This window comes from Streptomyces sp. NPDC058279 (genome assembly GCF_042881255.1).
Classification (GTDB): Bacteria; Actinomycetota; Actinomycetes; order Streptomycetales; family Streptomycetaceae; genus Streptomyces.
In genome coordinates this window covers 415723-433542 of the sequence record NZ_JBHVYA010000002.1, presented here as the reverse complement: position 1 = coordinate 433542, position 17820 = coordinate 415723, and the positions used below count along the sequence as shown (strand labels likewise).

Here is a 17820-nt window from a genome sequence, read left to right as displayed (position 1 = left end):
CCGCCGCGGGCCCCGGAAAGTCCCGGGACCCGCGGCGGTTCGGCGTCGGCCGTCAGGTGTTGCTGGTACCCCACTCGTCTTCGCGGCCCGAGCCGCCCCGGCCGCGCAGCGTCCGTACCCGTCCGGCGAGGGACTCCGGCAGCGCGTCGCCGACCTTGTCGCCGACCACGGTGAACGCCTTGCCGGCGTAGGCGCGCCCGGCCTGCCCGGCGGTCTCGGCGGCGTTGCGCACCGCCGGGGTCTGCGCGACCTGACGCGCGGACTTCTTCAACTGCTCGTACCGCTCGCGCCCGGCCCGGGTCCCGAGCACGTACCCGACGGCCAGTCCGACCACGAACGTGACCTTGTACCGCATGCTTGCCACCCTTCGTCGTGTGGTGCCCGGCCCACTGCCGATACCGATTGGCGGAGCACCCCCCTGCTTGCGCTAATCTATGACTCGCAACGGGCGCTCGCCCCCCGGCAAGGCCGGAGGTGGGCTGTTCGGCGCACCGCAGCAATCCCCTGTAGCTCAATTGGCAGAGCAGCCGGCTGTTAACCGGCAGGTTACTGGTTCGAGTCCAGTCGGGGGAGCGCGATCCCCTGTAGCTCAATTGGCAGAGCAGCCGGCTGTTAACCGGCAGGTTACTGGTTCGAGTCCAGTCGGGGGAGCACGGAAGACGAGGGCCCCGGGTGGGTCCTCTTCTTTTTTGCCCCGAATCGGAACCGGGCAGCGCTCGGCACGGTCTTCCAGGGCAGGCGAAGCCGATCATGCGAGGCAGCAGATCGTATGAGCGGCTATGCTGCGGCAGACGGCGCGCACACATGTACGCGCCACGCCGTAGAGGGGCGGTAGCTCAGCCGGTTAGAGCAGCGGACTCATAATCCGTCGGCCGTGGGTTCGAGTCCCACCCGCCCCACTGCGTCGCGAACATGCAGGAACGTTCGGATCTGCATGTTCGCGATCCCGGCCCGTTCTGAATGCGGAGTAGCCGCCCAGAGGCCCGCTCGACGTCTTGCAACCGACCGTTCCGCAATGCCTTTTCGTGGTCAATGGACGGCAGCGGCGTTCGAGGAACCATGCCTGCTCCCCGAACGCCGGAACACGGGTACGGGCCGGCAGGGAGCCGGCGGTGGTCAACCGTCGGACCAGCGGTCCGTGAGCGTGGTGATCGATGCCGCGGTGCGGTCGAGCCCCGTGTCGTCCCCGCGGACCGTCCGGTTCAGTTCGAGGTGCAGGAAACGGACGTCGTCGCCGGCCGCGACCTGGCCCTGCTCGTTCTCCGTTCCCGACAGCCGGCACCGCTCGGAGTAGGCCGTGCAGACCTGTCGGCCGTCGCGGCGCAGCGCCGCGGCCAACTGCTTGGCGTCCGCCGTGGCCCGGTCGCCGGCGCCCGTGGACACCACCGCGTCGCGGCCGGGGAACGACTCGTTGGCGAAGCCGTGCAACTGGATCCCCGGGAGGTCGCGTCGCATCAGCTCGTCGACCACGCCGTGGAAGACGGAGTCCGTGCGGTGGGCCATGTCCGCCGCGCCGTCCCGGCCCGCGTTGCGGTGGGCTCCGGCGATCACCATCACCCCGCCCGGCGCCCCGCGGAGCACCCGTGCGCCCAAGAGCTCGGTGCGGGCGTCGGCGATCGGGTGGGGGACTTGTACCGACCAGCGCGGACGATGGTCGAGGTCCACGTACACGCGGCCCCAGCCCCGGTCGTCGCGACCCGACTCGCTCACCGCGTCCGCGACCTCCGCGTACCGGCGCCCGCTCACGTCGTCCGTCACGGTGCGCAGGGCGAAGTCGACGGTGGCGAGTTGTGTCCGCGCCGCGTCCTGATCGCCGTCGAGCAGGAGGGCGACGCCCCGGGTGAACGCCTGTCGTTCCCCGCTCGTGGGGACGCGGTAGCCCCCGTGCTCGCCGAAGCCGGCGGTGAAGCGGGCGATCCGTCGCACGAGGTCGTTGTCGGCGGTCGGGTGTGGCGCGGGGGCGGCCTGCCGAGCCTGCCGCGGGGAGGACGCTCCGTCCGGCCGCCCAGTGAAAAGCATCAAAACGGCACAAACCAAGGTAAACGCGCCGCATAGTATCGCAATTGTTATTCGCTGGGTCGACGGTGCGGTCATAGTCGTATGAAAATAGCGGAACGGCGCTTTCCGGTTACCCTCGCGCCGCACCCCCTCGGCCACACCGGCTCCAGGACGAAACGAAGAGGAGCCTGCGTTGGCCGCGTCGCGACCGAGGCGGCGGCGCCGCGCGCGCCGTAGAGCGGACATGTCCCTGCTCGGCGGCATCCGCCCTCCCATCGCAGCCCTCTCCGCCCTGCTGCTGGCCCTCGCCGCCCTCACCGCGTTCCAGCTCGGCCACGTGGGCAAGGGAACCGTACCGCCCGCCGTCCTCACCTCCCAGGAGCACTTCGCGGAGGACGGGGCCATCGCCCTGCGCGCCTCGCTCGACGAGAGCGTCACCGACATCGGCCGGACCGCTTCCCTGTTCACCGCGGGTGAGCCGGTCTCCCCGGACTCGGTGCTCGACAAGCTCGGCAACGTGTACCAGAAATGGCGCGGCACGGCCGTGATCGAGATCAAGTCGGGACGGCTCGAAGCCCAGCGCGGCGAGAACCTCCCGCTGACCGCCCTCGACCTCACCACCCTGAACGCCCCCAACGGCCTCGCCCCCCGCATGGTGCGGCTCGAAAACGGCGAGACCCGCCTCCTCACCCTCGCCCTGCTCTCCTGGCAGGGCCACCCGCAGCAGCTCCTGGTCGCCTCCAGCAGCCTGAAGGTGCCGGGTGTCAGCCTGGGCCAAGGACGCGCGATCGCCGTCCTCGACGCCGCCGGTCAGGTCCTCGACAGCAGCGGCGTCGGCAGCTCGGGGCGCGAGCGCAAGCAGCTCGACGCGTTCGCGAAGACCACGGCGCAGAAGGCGAAGCAGCACCCCCTGCAGTCCAAGGAGCCGGGCTCCGGTGGCTTCCCCGGCGTCAGCGGCAGCCTGCTCGGGGATGCCGCGTCCGGTCACCGCTCCGTGGCCGGCTACGCGAAACTCGCCGGTCCGGCGCCCGGTGAGGGCACCGACGCGACCGCCCTCGGCCTCACCGTCGTCTCGTTCGTCAGCGTCGCCGAACAGCGCTCCGCGGTCGGCGACTCCTTCTTCTGGCTCGCCGCGGCCGGCGCCCTGCTCGTCCTCGGGGCGCTCGCCGTCGCCCTACTCGTCGTCACCGTGCAGCGCCCACTGCTCCAACTGTTCCTGGAGAGCCGCCGGATCGGCCGCGGTGACCTGCACCGCCCGGTCACGCTCCCGAAGTACGGTGAGGCGGCCCGCATCGGCGCCGCCCTCGACCGACTGCGCCGCCAGTCGCTCGGGGAGCCCGGCTCACCCACCGACAGCCCCCGCCCGGGCCGCCGCGGCCGGATCGGATCGCGCGCCCTGCTCGCGGTGTGCGCGGTCCTCCTGCTGGTGTGGTCCGCGCCGCTCCTGCTGACGCTCAACCGCGCGGGCACCTCCGTGAAGGTGCCCCAGACGATCGTCGACGACCAGCGCGAGCGCACCGACACCCTCGCCGACCGGGTGCGTCGGGCCCTCAACGAAGGCCACGCCGACCTCACTTCCGTCGCCTCGGTGCTCACCGCCAAGGCCACGCCCGCCGAATTGACGGGCGTACTGGAACGCACCCGCAGCGAGCACGCGCGCTACGAATCGCTCTACGTCCTGAAGTCGGACGGCAGCATCATGGCGCGAGCCGGCGGCACGCCCCACCACACCGGCACCAAAGCGGCCTCCCGGGAACCGGTGACCGTGATCGACAGCGGCCACGAGCCCGTGATCACCGAGTACGCCGAGGCGCCCGCACTCGGTGGCGCGGTCGTCGTCGGTGAGCTGCGCATGGACTTCATCAACGCGTTGCTCAGGCGGCCGGGGATGGGCGAGGTCCGCGTGGTCGACGCCAAGCACCGCGTCATCGGCTCGAACAGCGGCTACCGCGCCTTCACCAAGCTGCCGGACGCCGAGCTCGACGCCCTGGTGACGAGCGCCAACCAGAAGAGCGGCAAGGGCCCCGGCCCCCACAGCAGCGTGCTGCGCCACGGCGGTACCTCCATCGCCGCCGCGGCGCCCATGACCGGTGGCGGCGTGGCCCAGCCGTTGGGCTGGACGGTCGTCACTGTGCAGCCCGCCAAGGGCCTGGAGATCGCCGCGTACACCACGCAGAACCGCACCGTCCTGGCCGGACTGCTCGGACTCACCGGCGCGGCGGCCTGCCTGGGCTGGCTGCACATCATCGTGGTACGACCGCTGCGCGCCCTCGCCGAGCGGGCCGAGGCCCTCGCCGACGGCGACCGTCGCACCGTCCTCTACCCGACCCACCACGACGAGGTCGGCGCCGTCACCCGCAGCCTCGAGGTCATCCGTCAGCAGCTGCAGGAGCAGCGCAAGCGGGACGCCGGCGGCGGCACCGGCCGGACGCCCGGCCGCACCACCCCGGCCGGAAGGAACTGATCCGCCGTGCTCTTCCTCTACTGCGTGCTGCTCGTCTGCTGCCTGGGCATGCTGGTCGCGGGCATCGTCGAGCAACGACGCCACTACGCCAACCTCGACCGAATACCCCACCGGGTCCTCGTCAACGGCATCCGCGGCAAGAGTTCCATCACCCGGCTCTGCGCCGGAGCACTGCGCGGCGGCGGACTGCGCACGGTCGCCAAGACCACCGGCACCGCGGCCCGCTTCATCCACCCCGACGCCACCGAGGAACCCGTCTACCGCAAGTTCGGCATCGCCAACGTCGTCGAACAGATCGGAATCGTCCGACGCGCCGCCGCCTACCAACCGGACGCGCTGGTCATGGAGTGCATGGCGGTCATGCCGGCACTCCAGGAGATCAACCAGTCCAAGCTCATCCAGTCGACCATCGGCGTGCTGTGCAACGTCCGCGAGGACCACGTCGCCGAGATGGGACCGACCCTCGACGACATCGGCCGCTCCCTGTCGCGGTCGATGCCGCACGGCGGTATCTGCGTCACCGCGGAGAAGGAACGCTTCCACGTCCTCCAGCAGGAGGCGGACGCGCGCGACTGCAGGCTGATCTACGCCGACCCCGACACGGTCAGCGACGAGGAACTGCGCGGATTCAGCTGGTTCACCTTCAAGGAGAACGTCGCGATCGCGCTCACCGTCGCCGAACTGCTCGGCGTCGACCGGGAGACCGCGCTCCAGGGGATGTACGACGCCCCGCCCGACCCGGGCGTGCTCTCCGTGGAACGGTACGTCGCGCCCGGCGGCAAGCGGGTGCGCTTCGCGAACGTCTTCGCCGCGAACGACCCCGAGTCCACGCTGATGAACATCAACCAGTTGCTCGACCTCGGGGCCGTCGACCGTCCACTGCACGTGGTGATCAACTGCCGGCCGGACCGGGTCGAGCGCAACGGACAGATGGGCCAGATCGTGCCCGACCTGATGCCCGAGAAGGTCTTCGTGATCGGGCACCCCGCCAAGAGCGCCATCGACGCCATCCCCGCCGAGTGGCGCTCGCGCGCCGTCGACCTCGGCGGCGACCAGCGCGACGGCGAGGAGTTCATGCACGAGCTGCTCGGCCACCTGGGCGCGGAGTCCTCGTTGGTCGCCATCGGCAACATCCACGGTCAGGGGGAGATCCTGCTGGAGCACCTCGCGGAACTCCCCGGGTTCGAGGACGAGCCCGCCCCCGAGCCGCCCGGGGAGGACCGGCCGCAGCAGCCGCAGTACGTCCCGCACCTCGACCCGTACGCGGACCTCACCGCCGCGCAGGAGGCGCGGTACGCGCAGCCGCCCGTGCCGAGGCAGTACGTGGCGGAGCAGCCGTACGGGGACCCGGCGCGGTATCCGCAGCCCTCGTACCCGCAGGACCGGCCGTACCCGCCGCAGCCGTACGACCCGCAGTGGCACGACCCGCAACAGCACTATCCAGGAGAGCCCCGTTGATCCCCGCAGTCCTCACACCCGAGATCGCCGCGATCGGCATCGCACTGGGCCTGCTCTTCTCCCTGCTGTGCTACCTGACCACGAACCTCTCGCCCGGCGGCATGATCACCCCGGGTTGGCTCGCCCTCACCCTCATCGAGGACCTGCAGCGGGCGGCCCTCGTCGTCGGCATCACCGTCCTGACGTACGTGCTGACGCTCGTCACGCAGAAGTTCGTGATCCTCTACGGCAAGCGGCTGTTCGCGGCCGTCGTCCTCATCGGCGTGCTCCTGCAGGCCACGGTGGTCATCGTGCTCCAGATGAAGTTCCCCCTGCTGTACGCCAACCAGACCCTCGGCTTCATCGTCCCCGGACTGATCGCCTACCAGCTGGTCCGCCAGCCCAAGGGCGCCACGCTCCTCGCCACCGGGTCCGCGACGCTCATGACGTACGTCGTCCTGACGTCGGGCATCCTGCTGGGCTTCCTGCCGCACGCCTGACCGACGCCCGCCCCGACCGACGCCGCGCCCGACCACCCGCACCGCCTGCCGTACCGCCCGGAGCCACGATGACCGCCAAACCCGCCCGTCGCGCCCGTCCCGTCCTGCACGCCTTCGTGGTGACGAGCCTGCTGGCCGCCAGCGCGTACTTCACCTACGAGCTGCGCACGGAGCAGCAGGCCCAAGCCCCCGCCGTCATGCGCGTGACCGACCAGGCGGTGAAGGGCGGCGCCAAGGGCGGTCAGGACGGCACCCAGAAGTGGGAGCGGCTGAAGAACCCACAGCGCTCGGTGCTCCGCAGCGGGGACGGCGCCGTCCTCGCGACGTTCACCGACGGGGCCCGGACCGCGACGCTCACCGGCAAGAGCCGTACCTTCACCGAGCCGGCCACCACGCAGACCCGTGTCGTCACCGACACCTGGGTCCGCCTGCTGCCGGAGCCCTGGCGCGTCGGCGCGGAGCGCGAGCAGTGGTTCCAGGACTGGTTCAAGAAGTACAACGGCAGCGAGGAGGACGACGTCTTCGCGATCGCCTTCCAGTACGGGGACAAGGCCCCCGTCAAGAAGGACGGGGCCGGCGTCCCGTACGCCGGCGACGCGGCCTTCGGCCCGATCAACCCCAACGGCTCCGTGGGCAACGACCTGCGCCTGGAGCAGTCGGACTTCTACGACTACCTCGGCATCCCGTACACCTTCCGCGACGGCACGACGGAGCAGCCCGAGAAGCCCAAGTTCCGGGCCGTCGACTGCTCCGGCTTCATCCGCACCGTCTTCGGCTACCGCAGCCGCTTCCCGCTGATGGCCACCGACACGGGCGGCACCGGGCTGCCCCGTACCGCCAACGGCATGGCGCGCTCAAAGGTCGGGGTGGACATCCTTCCGCTCAAGGGCGTCACGGCGAAGGACCGGCCGGCCTCCATCGACGTCCTCCAGCCGGGCGACCTGGTGTTCTTCAAGCTCGACGCGCGGACCGGCGAGCGGCTGGACCACACCGGCATGTACCTCGGCAACGACACGGACGGCCACAAGATCTTCATATCGAGCCGTGAAGAGGCCAACGGCCCCACCATCGGCGACAAGGGCGGCGCCTCCCGCCTCGACGGCAACGGCTACTACGCCACCACCCTGCGCAGCGCCAAGCGTCTCTAGTGCTGTGGCCGCGGTCAGGTAGGACACGGTCGTTTCGGTGCCTCGGCCCGGCCTTCGCCGGGGCGAGGCACCTGTGGTTCGGGGTGGTCGGGGAGGGTCAGCAGTCCTCCGTCTCGTCCGCCGCCTCGCGCAGGACGTCCAGGAAGTCCCGGTGGTGGGCGTACGCGCGGCGTTGCCGGTGGGCGCCCGAGCCGTCGCGCAGCAGGCGGGCCATCGTCTTCGCCGCGTGGTCGAGGTCTCCGTACGCCGCCAGCTCCGGGGCGACCAGGTCGAGCAGGGCCTCCGCCAGGTCGGCCGCCGGGAGTTCGACGCCCGTGTACGGGTCGAGGCCGAAGCCCTCCAGGCCGTCGTGGGCCGCCCGCCAGCGGGCGAGGCGCAGGACCTCGTCCCGCAGGGGCGGATCGGGGCGTCGCTCCGCGATCTCGTGCAGCGCGGTGGCCACCAGGGCGCGGCCCAGTTCCGCCTGGAGGACGGCCGAGTCGATGTCCGAGGACATGTCGGGCGCCCGGATCTCCAGGGTGGGCCAGTTCCCGGACGGGCGGAGGTCCCAGTAGACCATCTTGGTGTCCAGGGCGGCCCCGGAGCGGAGCAGGGTCTGCACCGAGCGCCGGAAGTGGGCCGTGGACGGGAAGTGCGGCGGCAGCCCGGCGGAGGGCCAGCCGGACCAGGCCATCGCCCGCCAGCTGGCGTGGCCGGTGTCACGGCCGCCCCAGAACGGCGAGTTGGCGGCCAGCGCGATCAGCGTCGGCAGCCACGGTCTGACCCGGTTCGACACCGCCACCGCCGTGTCCACGTCGAGGGTGCCGATGTGGATGTGCCGCCCGCAGCTGACGAGGGTCTCGGTGAGCGAGCCGAAGCGCCGGTGCTGCTCGCGCTGGCGCGGCTCGTCGTCGGTCAGGTGCAGCGGCCCCTCCACCGCCACGATCGGCGAGGGCGCCGCCACCAGCCGGCAGCCGTGCGCCCGGGCGGCCGCGGCGAGGGTGCGCCGCAGGGCCGCGAGCTCCGCGCGGAGGGTGACCGCCGAGTCGGCGACGGGGGTGGAGAGTTCCACCTGGTAGCGGGTGCCCTCCGCGTGCAGTTGGTGCGCGTGCCCGCCGGCGGTGGCGAGGATGAGCGGGGCGGCCGGGACCACCCGGAAGGTGCGGGCGTCGACGAGGAGGAACTCCTCCTCGACCCCGACCGTGAGGGGGGCGGTGCCACCGTTCAAGGTGCGCAGCCGGACCTCCGCCTCACTGGTGCTCGTGGTGCTGTTGCCAGGTTCGATCACTACGCCTCCCTGGACATACGAGTCTTTTCATCATGAGCGGAACCGGAGGGAGGGCGGCTACGCCGATTCGGTCAAATGTCCGGTGGTGGTGGCGGGTTAGCGGCAAGGGCGGCGGCAGGTCGGGGCGTGCGGGACCCGGGGGGCGGCCGTTGCGGGGGTGTGAACAGGTGTCCGGGTCCGGCGGTCCTCGACCGCAGGATGGTTATCATCCGTTGTGACCGCTACGACGACCCCGCCCCGACCCCGACAGCGCATATTCGCCGACCTGACGCCCCTGCGCACCTCCCCCGACTACCGGCGGCTGTGGGTGGGCAACACCGTCTCCTGGGTAGGCCAGGCGATGACCACGCTGGCGATCTCGCTCCAGGTCTACGAGATCACCGGCTCCAGCTTCTCGGTCGGGCTCGTCGGACTCTTCTCCCTGGTCCCGCTCCTCGCCTTCGGCCTCTACGGCGGCGCCATCGCCGACACCGTCGACCGCCGCAAGCTCGGCCTCTACAGCTCGCTGGGCCTGACCGTGCTGTCGGTCGGCCTGGCCGCCGCCGCGCTGCTCCACTACGACCGGGTCTGGCTGCTGTACGCGGTCGTCGCGCTCCAGGCGGTCTGCGGCGCCCTCAACGGGCCGGCCCGGTCGGCCATGATCCCCCGGCTGCTGCCGGCCGAGCAGTTGCCCGCCGCCAACGCGCTGAACTCCGTCACCATGACCTCCGGGATGATGGCCGGGCCGATGCTGGGCGGCCTCGCCGTCGGATGGTGGGGTTACCAGGCCGCGTACCTGATCGACGCCGTCACCTTCGTCGCCGCGCTCTACGCGATGTGGCGACTGCCCTCGATGGCACCCGAGCGGGGCGACGGCACGCGGGGCCGGGCGTCGGTGATGGACGGGCTGAGGTTCCTCGGGACGCGGCCCAACATCCGGATGACCTTCTTCTCCGACCTGGCCGCGATGGTGCTGGCCCAGCCGAAGGCGCTGTTCCCGGCGATCGCCGTGCTCTGGTACGGGGGCGATGCCAAGACCGTCGGCCTGCTGGTCGCCGCGCCCGCCGTCGGGGCGCTGCTGGGCGGGCTGTTCTCCGGCTGGCAGGGCCGGATCCGGCGGCACGGGCTGGCGATCCTGCTGTCCGTCGCCGCGTGGGGGCTCGCGATCGCCGTCTTCGGGCTGACCCGGAACCTGTGGCTCGGCCTGCTCTTCCTCGCGCTGGCCGGCTGCGCCGACACCGTCTCCATGGTGTTCCGCTCGACGATGATGCAGGCCGCGACCCCCGACGAGATGCGGGGCCGGCTCCAGGGCGTCTTCATCGTGGTCGTCGCGGGCGGACCCCGGCTCGGGGACTTCCTCGCCGGGACCGCCGCCGACCTCAGCTCCCCGGCCGTCGCGATCACCGGCGGGGGCCTCGGCTGCGTGCTGGTGGTGGGCCTGCTGGCGGCCCGCTGGCGCGGCTTCGCCCGCTACGACGCGCGTTCGCCGCAAGCCTGACGCAGGGGGTGTCCGACGGGTGGGGGTCGGGCCGACCCTGTCCCGTCAGACACCCCCTGGCTGTGACCCGGCGCCCGTACGTCCGCGCCGGCCCCGCGGGCTCGGCCGAGCCAGAGTGCCGCGCGGCGGTGACGGGCGGGTCGGATGTCCGTGTCCGCCGCCTGGGACAGGTCGAGCCGCCGGTCGCGGCCGCGGTCCGTGCGGCGAAGCGGCGTACGGGCGTCCGCGCGCAGCCGCAGCCGCAGCCGCAGCCGCTGCCGCGCACGGCGTTCCTCCTGCGCGGCCCGGCCGGACAGGGACCGGTCGCGCAGGACGCGCGGAAGGCGACGGACCACGGCGCGCCGGCGCACGGCGCTCGGCCGGGGACGCCGGCCGGCGCGGGCCGCCCCGGCGCGGCGGCGGGAACGGACGTGGTGGGCGGTACGGGACACGGACGGCTCCGGGATCGGGACGCCGCCGGGCGAGTCCGGCGGGCACTACCGGAAGCGGCAGGGGCCCGCCCCACGGGAGCGGGCCGTCATCCGCGGGCCTCCGGCGCCACGACGCCCCGGGCCACGCCGAGGGCCACCAGGTCGTGCGGGCGGATACGGAGCTGGTCCGCCGTGGCCGGGGCCTCGGAGGCGGGGCGCTTGAGGATGGCCGCCGCCAGTTCGGGGGCGATGACCGAGAAGTAGCTGTCCGGGGTGACCCAGGTGTTCCCCGGCGCGGCCAGCGCGAGGGCGCCGCCCGAGCCGCCCTCGCCGATCAGGAGCGTGGTCACGGGGACGCCGGCCGACGCCACCGCGGCGAAGGCGTCCGCGATGGCCGCCCCCGCCCCGGCCCGTTCCGCGGCGGCGTCATTGGCCGCGCCCGGGGTGTCGACCAGAGTGAGCACCGGGATGCCGAGCCGGTCCGCGAGGCGGATCACGCGGGCCGCCGTACGGTAGCCCGCCGGGAGGGTGGCGGTGCCGCACTGGGCGACGTACGCGACCGCCCGCCCGTCCCGCAGGCCGAACCCGCAGAGGAGCCCGGGGTCGGTGCCGCCCGCCCGGTCGCCGCGCAGGGGGAGGCGGAGCGTGAAGTACGCGTCCAGGTACGCCCCGGCGCGCGGCCGGTCGGGGTGACGGGCCCGCCGCACGGCGTCCCACCCCGTCGCGGGCGCCGCCACGTCGGCCAGGGCGGCCGGGGGCGCGACGGGTCCGGTCGGGCGGGGCGCGGCCAACACCCGGAGCCAGTCGCCCACGGTCCGGGCGAGCTCCGGGCCGGGCACGACGGCGTCGACGTGCCCGGCCGCGTACTGCCCCTCGGCGGTGTAGGCCGCCGGGTCCGCGTCCGGCGGGCGCACCCGGGACCCGGCGAAGCCGACCTGGGCACCCGGCAGGGCGAGCACGATGTCCGCCCCCGCCCCGAGGGTGGCCCAGCCGCCGCCGGTGGTGGGGTCGCGCAGCACGGCGATCTGGGGGAGCCCGGCGGCCCTGGTGAGGGCGGACTGGGCGGCCACGCGCTGGAGTTGGGTCAGCGCGAGCATCCCCTCCTGCATCCGGGAGCCGCCGGTGGCGATGAGGGAGACCAGGGGGAGCCGGTGCTCGCGCGCGTACCGGTACGCGGCCTCCAGTCGGTCCCCGGTGTGCCGACCCAGCGAGCCACCGAGGAAACCGAACTCGAACGAGATGAGCACGGCCTCCCGACCGCCGATGCGCGCGGCACCGACCACGACGGACTCCGTCTCCCCGGTCCTCGCGGCCGCCCGGGCGCGCGAGCCGGCGTACCCCGACCAGGCCAAGGGGCCGTCCGGAGCCGACTCCCGCTCGGGAACGTCGAGTTCGGTGTCGAGTTCGGCGAACGTGTCGGGGTCGGCGAGGGAGGCGATGGCCGCGCGGGCCGACAGGCGGGTCGTGGTCACGGGGCCACTGTAGGTCGTGGTGGTGCGGCCGTGGCCCGGTGTGTGCGGCGGCTCACGGGAGCGGGAAGGCGATCTTGAGGGCGTAGCCGGCGACCAGTCCGTAGCCGAGGCGGAACGTCCACACGCGGACCCCGGGGGAGATCCGGGCGGCCGCGAAGGAGCCGACCACGACGAGCAGTTGTTGCCAGATCAGGGAGGCCAGGCCGACGCCGACGAGGAAGGCGGTTCCGGCCGCGCCGGTGCGCAGGCTCGCCCCTTGGGCGGTGGTCAGGGCGGCGAAGTAGAGGGCGGTGGTGGGGTTCACGGCGGTGAGCCCGACGTAGCGGGCGAACGCGGCGCCCACCGATCCACCGAAGCCGAAGCCGAAGCCGAAGCCGAAGCCGAACCCGCGCCGCGCAGCCGGCACCGGCGCGTGACCGGCGGGGGCGGACCCGCCGGCGCCCGCCGGGCCCGGTCGGGCCGCTCGGAGGCTGCGGAGGGGCCGCCGGGCCCCGGGTGCGGGCGGCACGGCTCGGACGGAGCGCGTGGCACGCAGGCCCCGGGCGGCGATCGCGAGGAGGACGACCGCGGCCACCAGGCGCACCCACGCCTCGACCGGGCCGACCCGCGCGGCGACCCACGGACCGAGCGCGGTGGCCAGGGCCGCGTACCCCAGGTCCACCACGGCGATGCCCGCCGCGGCGGCCACCGCCGTACGGCGGTGCCGCATCGCCTCCTGGAGCAGCAGCACGCTCATCGCGCCCATCGGCATCGCCACGCCCAGGCCGGCCACCGCCCCCGACAGGGCGGTCGCCGGCAGCCCGCCCGGCCCGCTCATGCCGCTCAAGGTGCTCATGCCGCTCAACGCGCTCAGCCCGCTCGGATCACTCATGCGGGAGAGCCTGGTCCGGGCGGGTGCCGCGAAGGCGGCGGATATCGGCGCTGACTGCGACAATCGCGGAATGGACCGCCTGGACAGGGACATCCTCGGAATCCTGCGGGAGGATGCGCGGATCTCGTACCGCGACCTCGGCGCCCGCGTCGGGCTCAGCGCCAACGCCACCGCCGACCGCGTGCGACGGATGCGGCGGGACGGGGTGATCCTCGGCTTCACCGTCGTGGTCGATCCGGCCGCCGACACGCGCGGCGGGCTCGTCGTGTTCATCGACCTGACGCTGCGCGAGGGGGTCACCAACGAGGAGTTCGAGCAGCGCGTCGTCCGACTGCCCGGGATCACCGAGGTCGTCCATGTCACCGGCGCCTACGACTACCTCGTACGGGCCCGCGCCGCCGACGCCGCCGCGCTCGACGCGCTGCTGCGCCGGCTCAAGCGGGAGGCCGGGGTGGCCCAGTCCAGTACGCGGATCGCGCTGCGGGCCGCGAACACCGCGGGATGACGGCGGAACGCCGTCGGGCGGGAGCCCTCAGAGCGGGGATTCCCAGGTGAGCGTCGTCCCGCGGGTGCCCGCCGGCGTACGGCCGTCGTCGGTGACGGTCAGCCGGACCCGGTCCGGGACCGCGTCCACCTCCACCTCGATCGAGGTGACGTCCGCCCGGCGGTGGGCCGCGGCCAGGGCGCTGCGGAGGGCGGCGAGCAACTCGGCCGCCACCGACTCCGGGACCAGCGCGTCGACGGCCCCGGCGAAACGCACCGACGGCTGGAAGCCCAGCGGCACCGCCGCGCCGCCCGTCTCGCGCAGCACCCGGCCCCGGAAGGTCGTCGGGGCGTCCGTCGGGGGCTGCTGGAGCGCGAAGATCGCGGTGCGGACCTCCTGGATGGTGGAGTCCAGCTCGTCGACTGCCCGCCCGAGTTCGGCGCCGACCGTGTCCCCGGAGGCGGCGGACGCCGAGCGCTTCTTCGTGCTCTCCAGCATCATCTCCGTCGCGAACAGCCGCTGCACCACCAGGTCGTGCAGATCGCGCGCGATCCGGTCGCGGTCCTCGTAGACGGCCAGTTGCTCGCGGTCGTGCTGCGCGCCCGCGAGGACGAGGGCCAGCGCCGCCTGGGAGGCGAACTGCGAGGCCAACAGCCGGTCCACGGCGTCGTACGGGCGCCCGCCGCGGGCCCGCGGCAGGGCGAGGGTGCCGATCAGCCGGCCGCCGCTCTGGAGCGGGAGCATCATGCTCGGGCCGAACCGTTCCCGTACGCGGGTGGTCATCCGCGGGTCCGTCGCCGAGTCCTCTATGAAGACGGGCTCCCCACCGAGGAGTTGTTCCAGGACCGCCGAACCCGGGGCGATGGTGGTGCCGACCAGGTCGCCGGGGTCGCCGTGCGTCGAGGCGGCGACGATCTCCATGCCGCCCTCGGGGGTCGGTTGGAGCACCACCCCGGCCGTCGCGTCCGCCAGCAGCCGGGCCCGTTCCGCGACACACATCAGCGCGTCGGCCGCCGGGCGGCCCGCCAGCAGGGTCGTGGTCACCGCGGCGGCGCCCTCGATCCAGCGCTCCCGGCGGCGGGCGGTGTCGTAGAGGCGGGCGTTGCCGATCGCTATCCCGGCCTGCGAGGCCAGGACGCGCAGCAGGGACAGGTCCTCGTCGGTGAAGGGGCCGCCGCCGCGCTTCTCGGTGAGGTAGAGGTTCCCGAAGACCTCGGTGTGCACCCGGATGGGTACGCCGAGGAACCCCCGCATCGGCGGATGTCCGGGCGGGAAGCCGGCCGAGCGGGGGTCCTGGGCGACATCGTCGAGCAACAGTGGTCGCGGGTCGCCGATGAGCGCGCCGAGCAGGCCCGTGCGACCGTCCGGCAGCCGGGGGATCGCGGCCCGCTGGGCGGCCGTCAGACCGGAGGTGAACAGCTCGGTCAGCCGGCCGCGCTCCGGGTCGACGACCCCGAGCGCGGCATAACGCGCCGCGCACAGGTCGGCGGCCGAGTCCACCAGGTGCTGGAGGGTGCTGTGCAGCTCCAGCTCCGACCCGACGGCGAGCACCGCCTCCAACAGCACGGGCAGGCTCGCCGACTCCGCGGACCGTGCGTACTCCGCCGGGCCCGCAGCGTCCGGTGTGCCGGGCTCCCGGCCCGGCGCGCCCTCCGGGTGTTCAGGTGCGTGTGGCGTCATTCGGTCAAGGGGTTGAGGACCATCGGGGCGATCTTTCCTTCCAGCATCGCGCCCAGACCCAGCACGGCGCACACGTCGGGGCGTTCGGCGATGGCCACGGGCATCCCCGTCGCGTCGCGCAGCATCTGGTCCAGGCCCGGCAGCAGGGCACTGCCGCCGACCATCATGATGCCCCGGTCCGTCAGGTCGGCCACCAGGTCCGGCGGGCAGTCCCGCAGCACCTTGCCGATGCCGTCGAGCACCGCGGTCAGCGGCGTGTGGATCGCGTCGCGCACCGCCGCGGTGTCCACCTGCACCGAGCGGGCCAGCCCGGTGGCCACGTCCCGGCCGTGGATGAGGGTGGAGGCCGGACCCTCGGCGGTGATGCCGTTGCCGTGCAGGGCGAGCTGGAGCGGCCGGACGGCCTGGCTGGGGAGCATCAGCTCGTGCGCGTGGCGCAGGTGTTGCACCACCGCGTGGTCGATGGCCTCGCCGCCGACCGGAATCCGTTCGGCGGTGACGATGGACCCCAGGGACAGCACCGCCACCTGGGTGGCCGCCGCCCCGCACACCATGATCATGGTCGCGGTCGGCTGCTCCACGGGCAGGCCGCAGCCGACGGCCGCCGCGATCAGGGTGTCCACCAGCTCGACACGCCGGGCGCCGAGGCCGACCAGCGTCTCCACGGCCGCCCGCTGCGCGAGCGGATCGGCGTCGTGCGGGGTGCAGGCGGCGGCCCGCAGCCGCGGCTTGCGCCGCAGGGCCCGGCGCAGCTTCTCGCCGAGCAGGTGACGCAGCATCCGCTGCGCCATCTCGATGTCGACGACGGTGCCGCCGGAGACGGGGCGCACCACCCGGATGTAGTCGGGCGTACGGCCCGTCATCCGTTCGGCGAAGGTGCCGACGGCGATGAGTGCCCCCGTACGGGTGTTCACCGCGGCGACGCTGGGCTCGTCGACGACCAGGCCGGCGCCCTTCACGTAGACGCGGGTCCTGGCCGCCCCCAGGTCGACAGCGACGTGGCAGCGGCGCAACTGCTCAAGACTGACGGTCACGGCAGATCCCTCCGAGAGCGCTGACGCAAGAAGACCGGCGACTGCCGGTCGGACAACTCATATCTTCTCGGGTCAATAGGGTCCCGCGCCTGTTGAGATGCTCCGGCCGGGGTGGGTCGCGTGTGCCGGGCGGTGCTGCACAGGGGTGGTCTTCTGTACCGACAGGCGCCACGATGCGCGCACTGTCCGCGCTACCGGCGCGTAACGAGGTAAAGGGGACCCGATGCTGACGCCCCGCCAGGGACTGCCGGCCCTCCTGACGCTCTGCCTGACGCTCTGCGTCGCCCTCCTCGCGCCCGCGCCGGCCCGGGCGGCGGCCGGACCCGCCGAACGGACGGCCGCCCGCGATCCGGTGGTCTTCGTGCACGGTTACAACGCCGATCCGGGTGTGTGGGGGTCGCTGCGGGAGGACCTGCGCGCCGACGGGTACACCGACGCGCAGCTCTTCTCCTGGGGCTACGACACCCACCAGTCGGTGAACGAGGTCCTCGCCGGGCGGCTCGGCGCCTACGTGGACCAGGTCCGCCGGCAGACCGGAGCGGCCAGGGTGGACATCGTCGGCCACTCCTTCGGTTCGCTGGTCAGCCGCTGGTACGTGAAGTTCGGCGGCGGTACGGCGACCGTCGCCCACTGGGTCTCGCTCGCCGGCCCCAACCACGGCACCTCCACCGCCTGGGCCTGCGCCCTGTGGGACCAGGCGTGCCGGGACATGACCCCCGGTTCGTACGTGGTGAAGAACCTGGCCGTCGGGGACGAGACGCCGGGCGCGGTCGCCTACGCCACCTTCCGGTCGGACTGCGACGAAGTCGTCAACCCGGACGACAGCGTGGCACTGGCCGGGGCCACCAACGTGGTCGTGGGCTGCCTGAAACACAACGACCTGCTCGGGGACGACGCCACCTCGGCCGGCGTACGGGCCTTCCTGGCCTCCTGAGCCCGGCCGGGCGGCTCAGGCCGTCCCCGGCCGGACCTCCTGGAGGAGGCCGTACGTGAACTCCGCCACCAGCGGCGTCCCCGACGCGGTGAAGGCCAGCCGCCACCGCGTCGGGGCGGTGCCCTCCATCGGCCGGACCGGCGCGAAGGCGCGGGCCACCTCGTCCACCGTCGCCGACCAGGGCCGCAGATCCTCCGGGCCCTCCAGTACGGGCCCCGGCGCGCCCGGGGCCCGCACCAGCCACTCGTTCCACACCGCCCCGTCCGGCCCGGCCAGCACCTCGAAGCGCAGGTCGGGCCAGAGCGGCACCGGCCACAGCAGCGCCTCGCACTCCAGGTCCCCGATCCGCCGGGGCCCGGTGGACTCGGGCGGGCCGAGCACCGAGCGGTAGCGGGCCAGGGCCCCGCGGGACCGGGGCGAGCGGACCATGGCCTGCCAGCGCTTGTTGGCCTGGCGCTGCTCGGCGAGCGAGGCGCCCAGGCGCAGCCGGGCCCGTTCGGCGAGGTCCGGTCGGAAGTCCGCCATCCTGCGCAGCAGCACCAGTTGGAAGGCGGCCGGGCCGAAGGCTCCCGAGCCGGCCGGGGGTGGTTTCGGCGGGATCGCGGTCATGGAAGTCACGATTCCACACAGGATCCTTACGTTCC

General features: G+C 73.3%; 16 protein-coding genes and 3 tRNA genes. 10 read left to right on the top strand and 9 right to left on the bottom strand.

Translation table 11 applies throughout. From position 1 onward, the window contains the following. Positions 1-52 precede the first annotated feature (52 nt). On the bottom strand, positions 53-355 hold the full coding sequence (locus ACFVXJ_RS06780) for a YtxH domain-containing protein (RefSeq protein ID WP_389659709.1): 303 nt from the start codon (positions 353-355) through the stop codon (positions 53-55). A gap of 145 nt (positions 356-500) precedes the next feature. On the opposite strand from ACFVXJ_RS06780, the gene ACFVXJ_RS06775 reads away from it, so the two are divergent. From ACFVXJ_RS06775 to ACFVXJ_RS06765, 3 genes are all read left to right on the top strand, one after another. After that, a tRNA-Asn gene (locus ACFVXJ_RS06775) sits at positions 501-573 on the top strand. 5 nt (positions 574-578) lie between these two features. Next, a tRNA-Asn gene (locus ACFVXJ_RS06770) sits at positions 579-651 on the top strand. 174 nt (positions 652-825) lie between these two features. Further along, a tRNA-Ile gene (locus ACFVXJ_RS06765) sits at positions 826-899 on the top strand. Between the two features lie 217 nt (positions 900-1116). Here the strand turns inward: ACFVXJ_RS06765 and ACFVXJ_RS06760 are convergent. Next, positions 1117-1926 (bottom strand): hypothetical protein, encoded by an 810-nt coding sequence (locus ACFVXJ_RS06760; protein WP_389659706.1) that lies wholly within the window; start codon positions 1924-1926, stop codon positions 1117-1119. Positions 1927-2242: 316 nt separating this feature from the next. Here ACFVXJ_RS06760 and ACFVXJ_RS06755 point away from each other — a divergent pair, with 316 nt between their 5' ends. From ACFVXJ_RS06755 to ACFVXJ_RS06740, 4 genes are all read left to right on the top strand, one after another. Next, positions 2243-4462, top strand: a complete 2220-nt coding sequence (locus tag ACFVXJ_RS06755; RefSeq protein ID WP_389659703.1) for a HAMP domain-containing protein — start codon at positions 2243-2245, stop codon at positions 4460-4462. 6 nt (positions 4463-4468) lie between these two features. Next, positions 4469-5920, top strand: coding sequence for a poly-gamma-glutamate synthase PgsB (gene pgsB, locus ACFVXJ_RS06750; protein WP_389659700.1), 1452 nt, complete (start codon positions 4469-4471; stop codon positions 5918-5920). Beyond that, positions 5917-6399 carry a poly-gamma-glutamate biosynthesis protein PgsC/CapC gene (locus ACFVXJ_RS06745; protein ID WP_136213015.1) on the top strand — a complete coding sequence of 161 codons (483 nt, stop codon included), beginning with the start codon at positions 5917-5919 and terminating at the stop codon, positions 6397-6399. The genes pgsB and ACFVXJ_RS06745 overlap by 4 nt, the downstream gene beginning before the upstream one ends. Positions 6400-6467: 68 nt before the next feature. Next, positions 6468-7547 (top strand): C40 family peptidase, encoded by a 1080-nt coding sequence (locus ACFVXJ_RS06740; protein WP_389659695.1) that lies wholly within the window; start codon positions 6468-6470, stop codon positions 7545-7547. Between the two features lie 97 nt (positions 7548-7644). Here the strand turns inward: ACFVXJ_RS06740 and ACFVXJ_RS06735 are convergent, their stop codons facing one another. Continuing rightward, positions 7645-8814: a glutamate--cysteine ligase gene (locus ACFVXJ_RS06735; protein ID WP_389659692.1), complete on the bottom strand. Its 1170-nt coding sequence runs from the start codon at positions 8812-8814 to the stop codon at positions 7645-7647. A 214-nt stretch (positions 8815-9028) separates the two neighbouring features. On the opposite strand from ACFVXJ_RS06735, the gene ACFVXJ_RS06730 reads away from it, so the two are divergent. Next, on the top strand, positions 9029-10291 hold the full coding sequence (locus ACFVXJ_RS06730) for an MFS transporter (RefSeq protein ID WP_389659689.1): 1263 nt from the start codon (positions 9029-9031) through the stop codon (positions 10289-10291). On the opposite strand, the gene ACFVXJ_RS06725 is transcribed toward ACFVXJ_RS06730, so the two are convergent. The 3 genes from ACFVXJ_RS06725 to ACFVXJ_RS06715 form a co-directional block, all read right to left on the bottom strand. After that, positions 10264-10722: a hypothetical protein gene (locus ACFVXJ_RS06725; protein ID WP_389659686.1), complete on the bottom strand. Its 459-nt coding sequence runs from the start codon at positions 10720-10722 to the stop codon at positions 10264-10266. The genes ACFVXJ_RS06730 and ACFVXJ_RS06725 overlap by 28 nt on opposite strands. An 86-nt stretch (positions 10723-10808) precedes the next feature. Then, positions 10809-12173 carry a carboxyl transferase domain-containing protein gene (locus ACFVXJ_RS06720; RefSeq protein WP_389659683.1) on the bottom strand — a complete coding sequence of 455 codons (1365 nt, stop codon included), beginning with the start codon at positions 12171-12173 and terminating at the stop codon, positions 10809-10811. A gap of 52 nt (positions 12174-12225) precedes the next feature. Beyond that, positions 12226-13044 (bottom strand): LysE family transporter, encoded by an 819-nt coding sequence (locus ACFVXJ_RS06715; RefSeq protein ID WP_389659680.1) that lies wholly within the window; start codon positions 13042-13044, stop codon positions 12226-12228. 70 nt (positions 13045-13114) lie between these two features. On the opposite strand from ACFVXJ_RS06715, the gene ACFVXJ_RS06710 reads away from it, so the two are divergent. Further along, the gene (locus tag ACFVXJ_RS06710; RefSeq protein WP_389659677.1) at positions 13115-13549 is read left to right on the top strand and encodes an Lrp/AsnC family transcriptional regulator; all 435 of its coding nucleotides are present in this window, start codon (positions 13115-13117) and stop codon (positions 13547-13549) included. Between the two features lie 27 nt (positions 13550-13576). On the opposite strand, the gene ACFVXJ_RS06705 is transcribed toward ACFVXJ_RS06710, so the two are convergent. Next, on the bottom strand, positions 13577-15208 hold the full coding sequence (locus tag ACFVXJ_RS06705; RefSeq protein WP_389659674.1) for a GAF domain-containing protein: 1632 nt from the start codon (positions 15206-15208) through the stop codon (positions 13577-13579). Beyond that, complete coding sequence (locus ACFVXJ_RS06700; protein ID WP_389659671.1) at positions 15205-16242, bottom strand: rod shape-determining protein; 1038 nt, start codon at positions 16240-16242, stop codon at positions 15205-15207. The genes ACFVXJ_RS06705 and ACFVXJ_RS06700 overlap by 4 nt, the downstream gene beginning before the upstream one ends. A gap of 223 nt (positions 16243-16465) precedes the next feature. Here ACFVXJ_RS06700 and ACFVXJ_RS06695 point away from each other — a divergent pair, with 223 nt between their 5' ends. After that, complete coding sequence (locus tag ACFVXJ_RS06695; protein ID WP_389659668.1) at positions 16466-17176, top strand: esterase/lipase family protein; 711 nt, start codon at positions 16466-16468, stop codon at positions 17174-17176. A gap of 15 nt (positions 17177-17191) precedes the next feature. Here ACFVXJ_RS06695 and ACFVXJ_RS06690 read toward each other — a convergent pair whose 3' ends face one another. Further along, complete coding sequence (locus ACFVXJ_RS06690) at positions 17192-17785, bottom strand: hypothetical protein (protein ID WP_389660098.1); 594 nt, start codon at positions 17783-17785, stop codon at positions 17192-17194. Between the last annotated feature and the right edge of the window lie 35 nt (positions 17786-17820).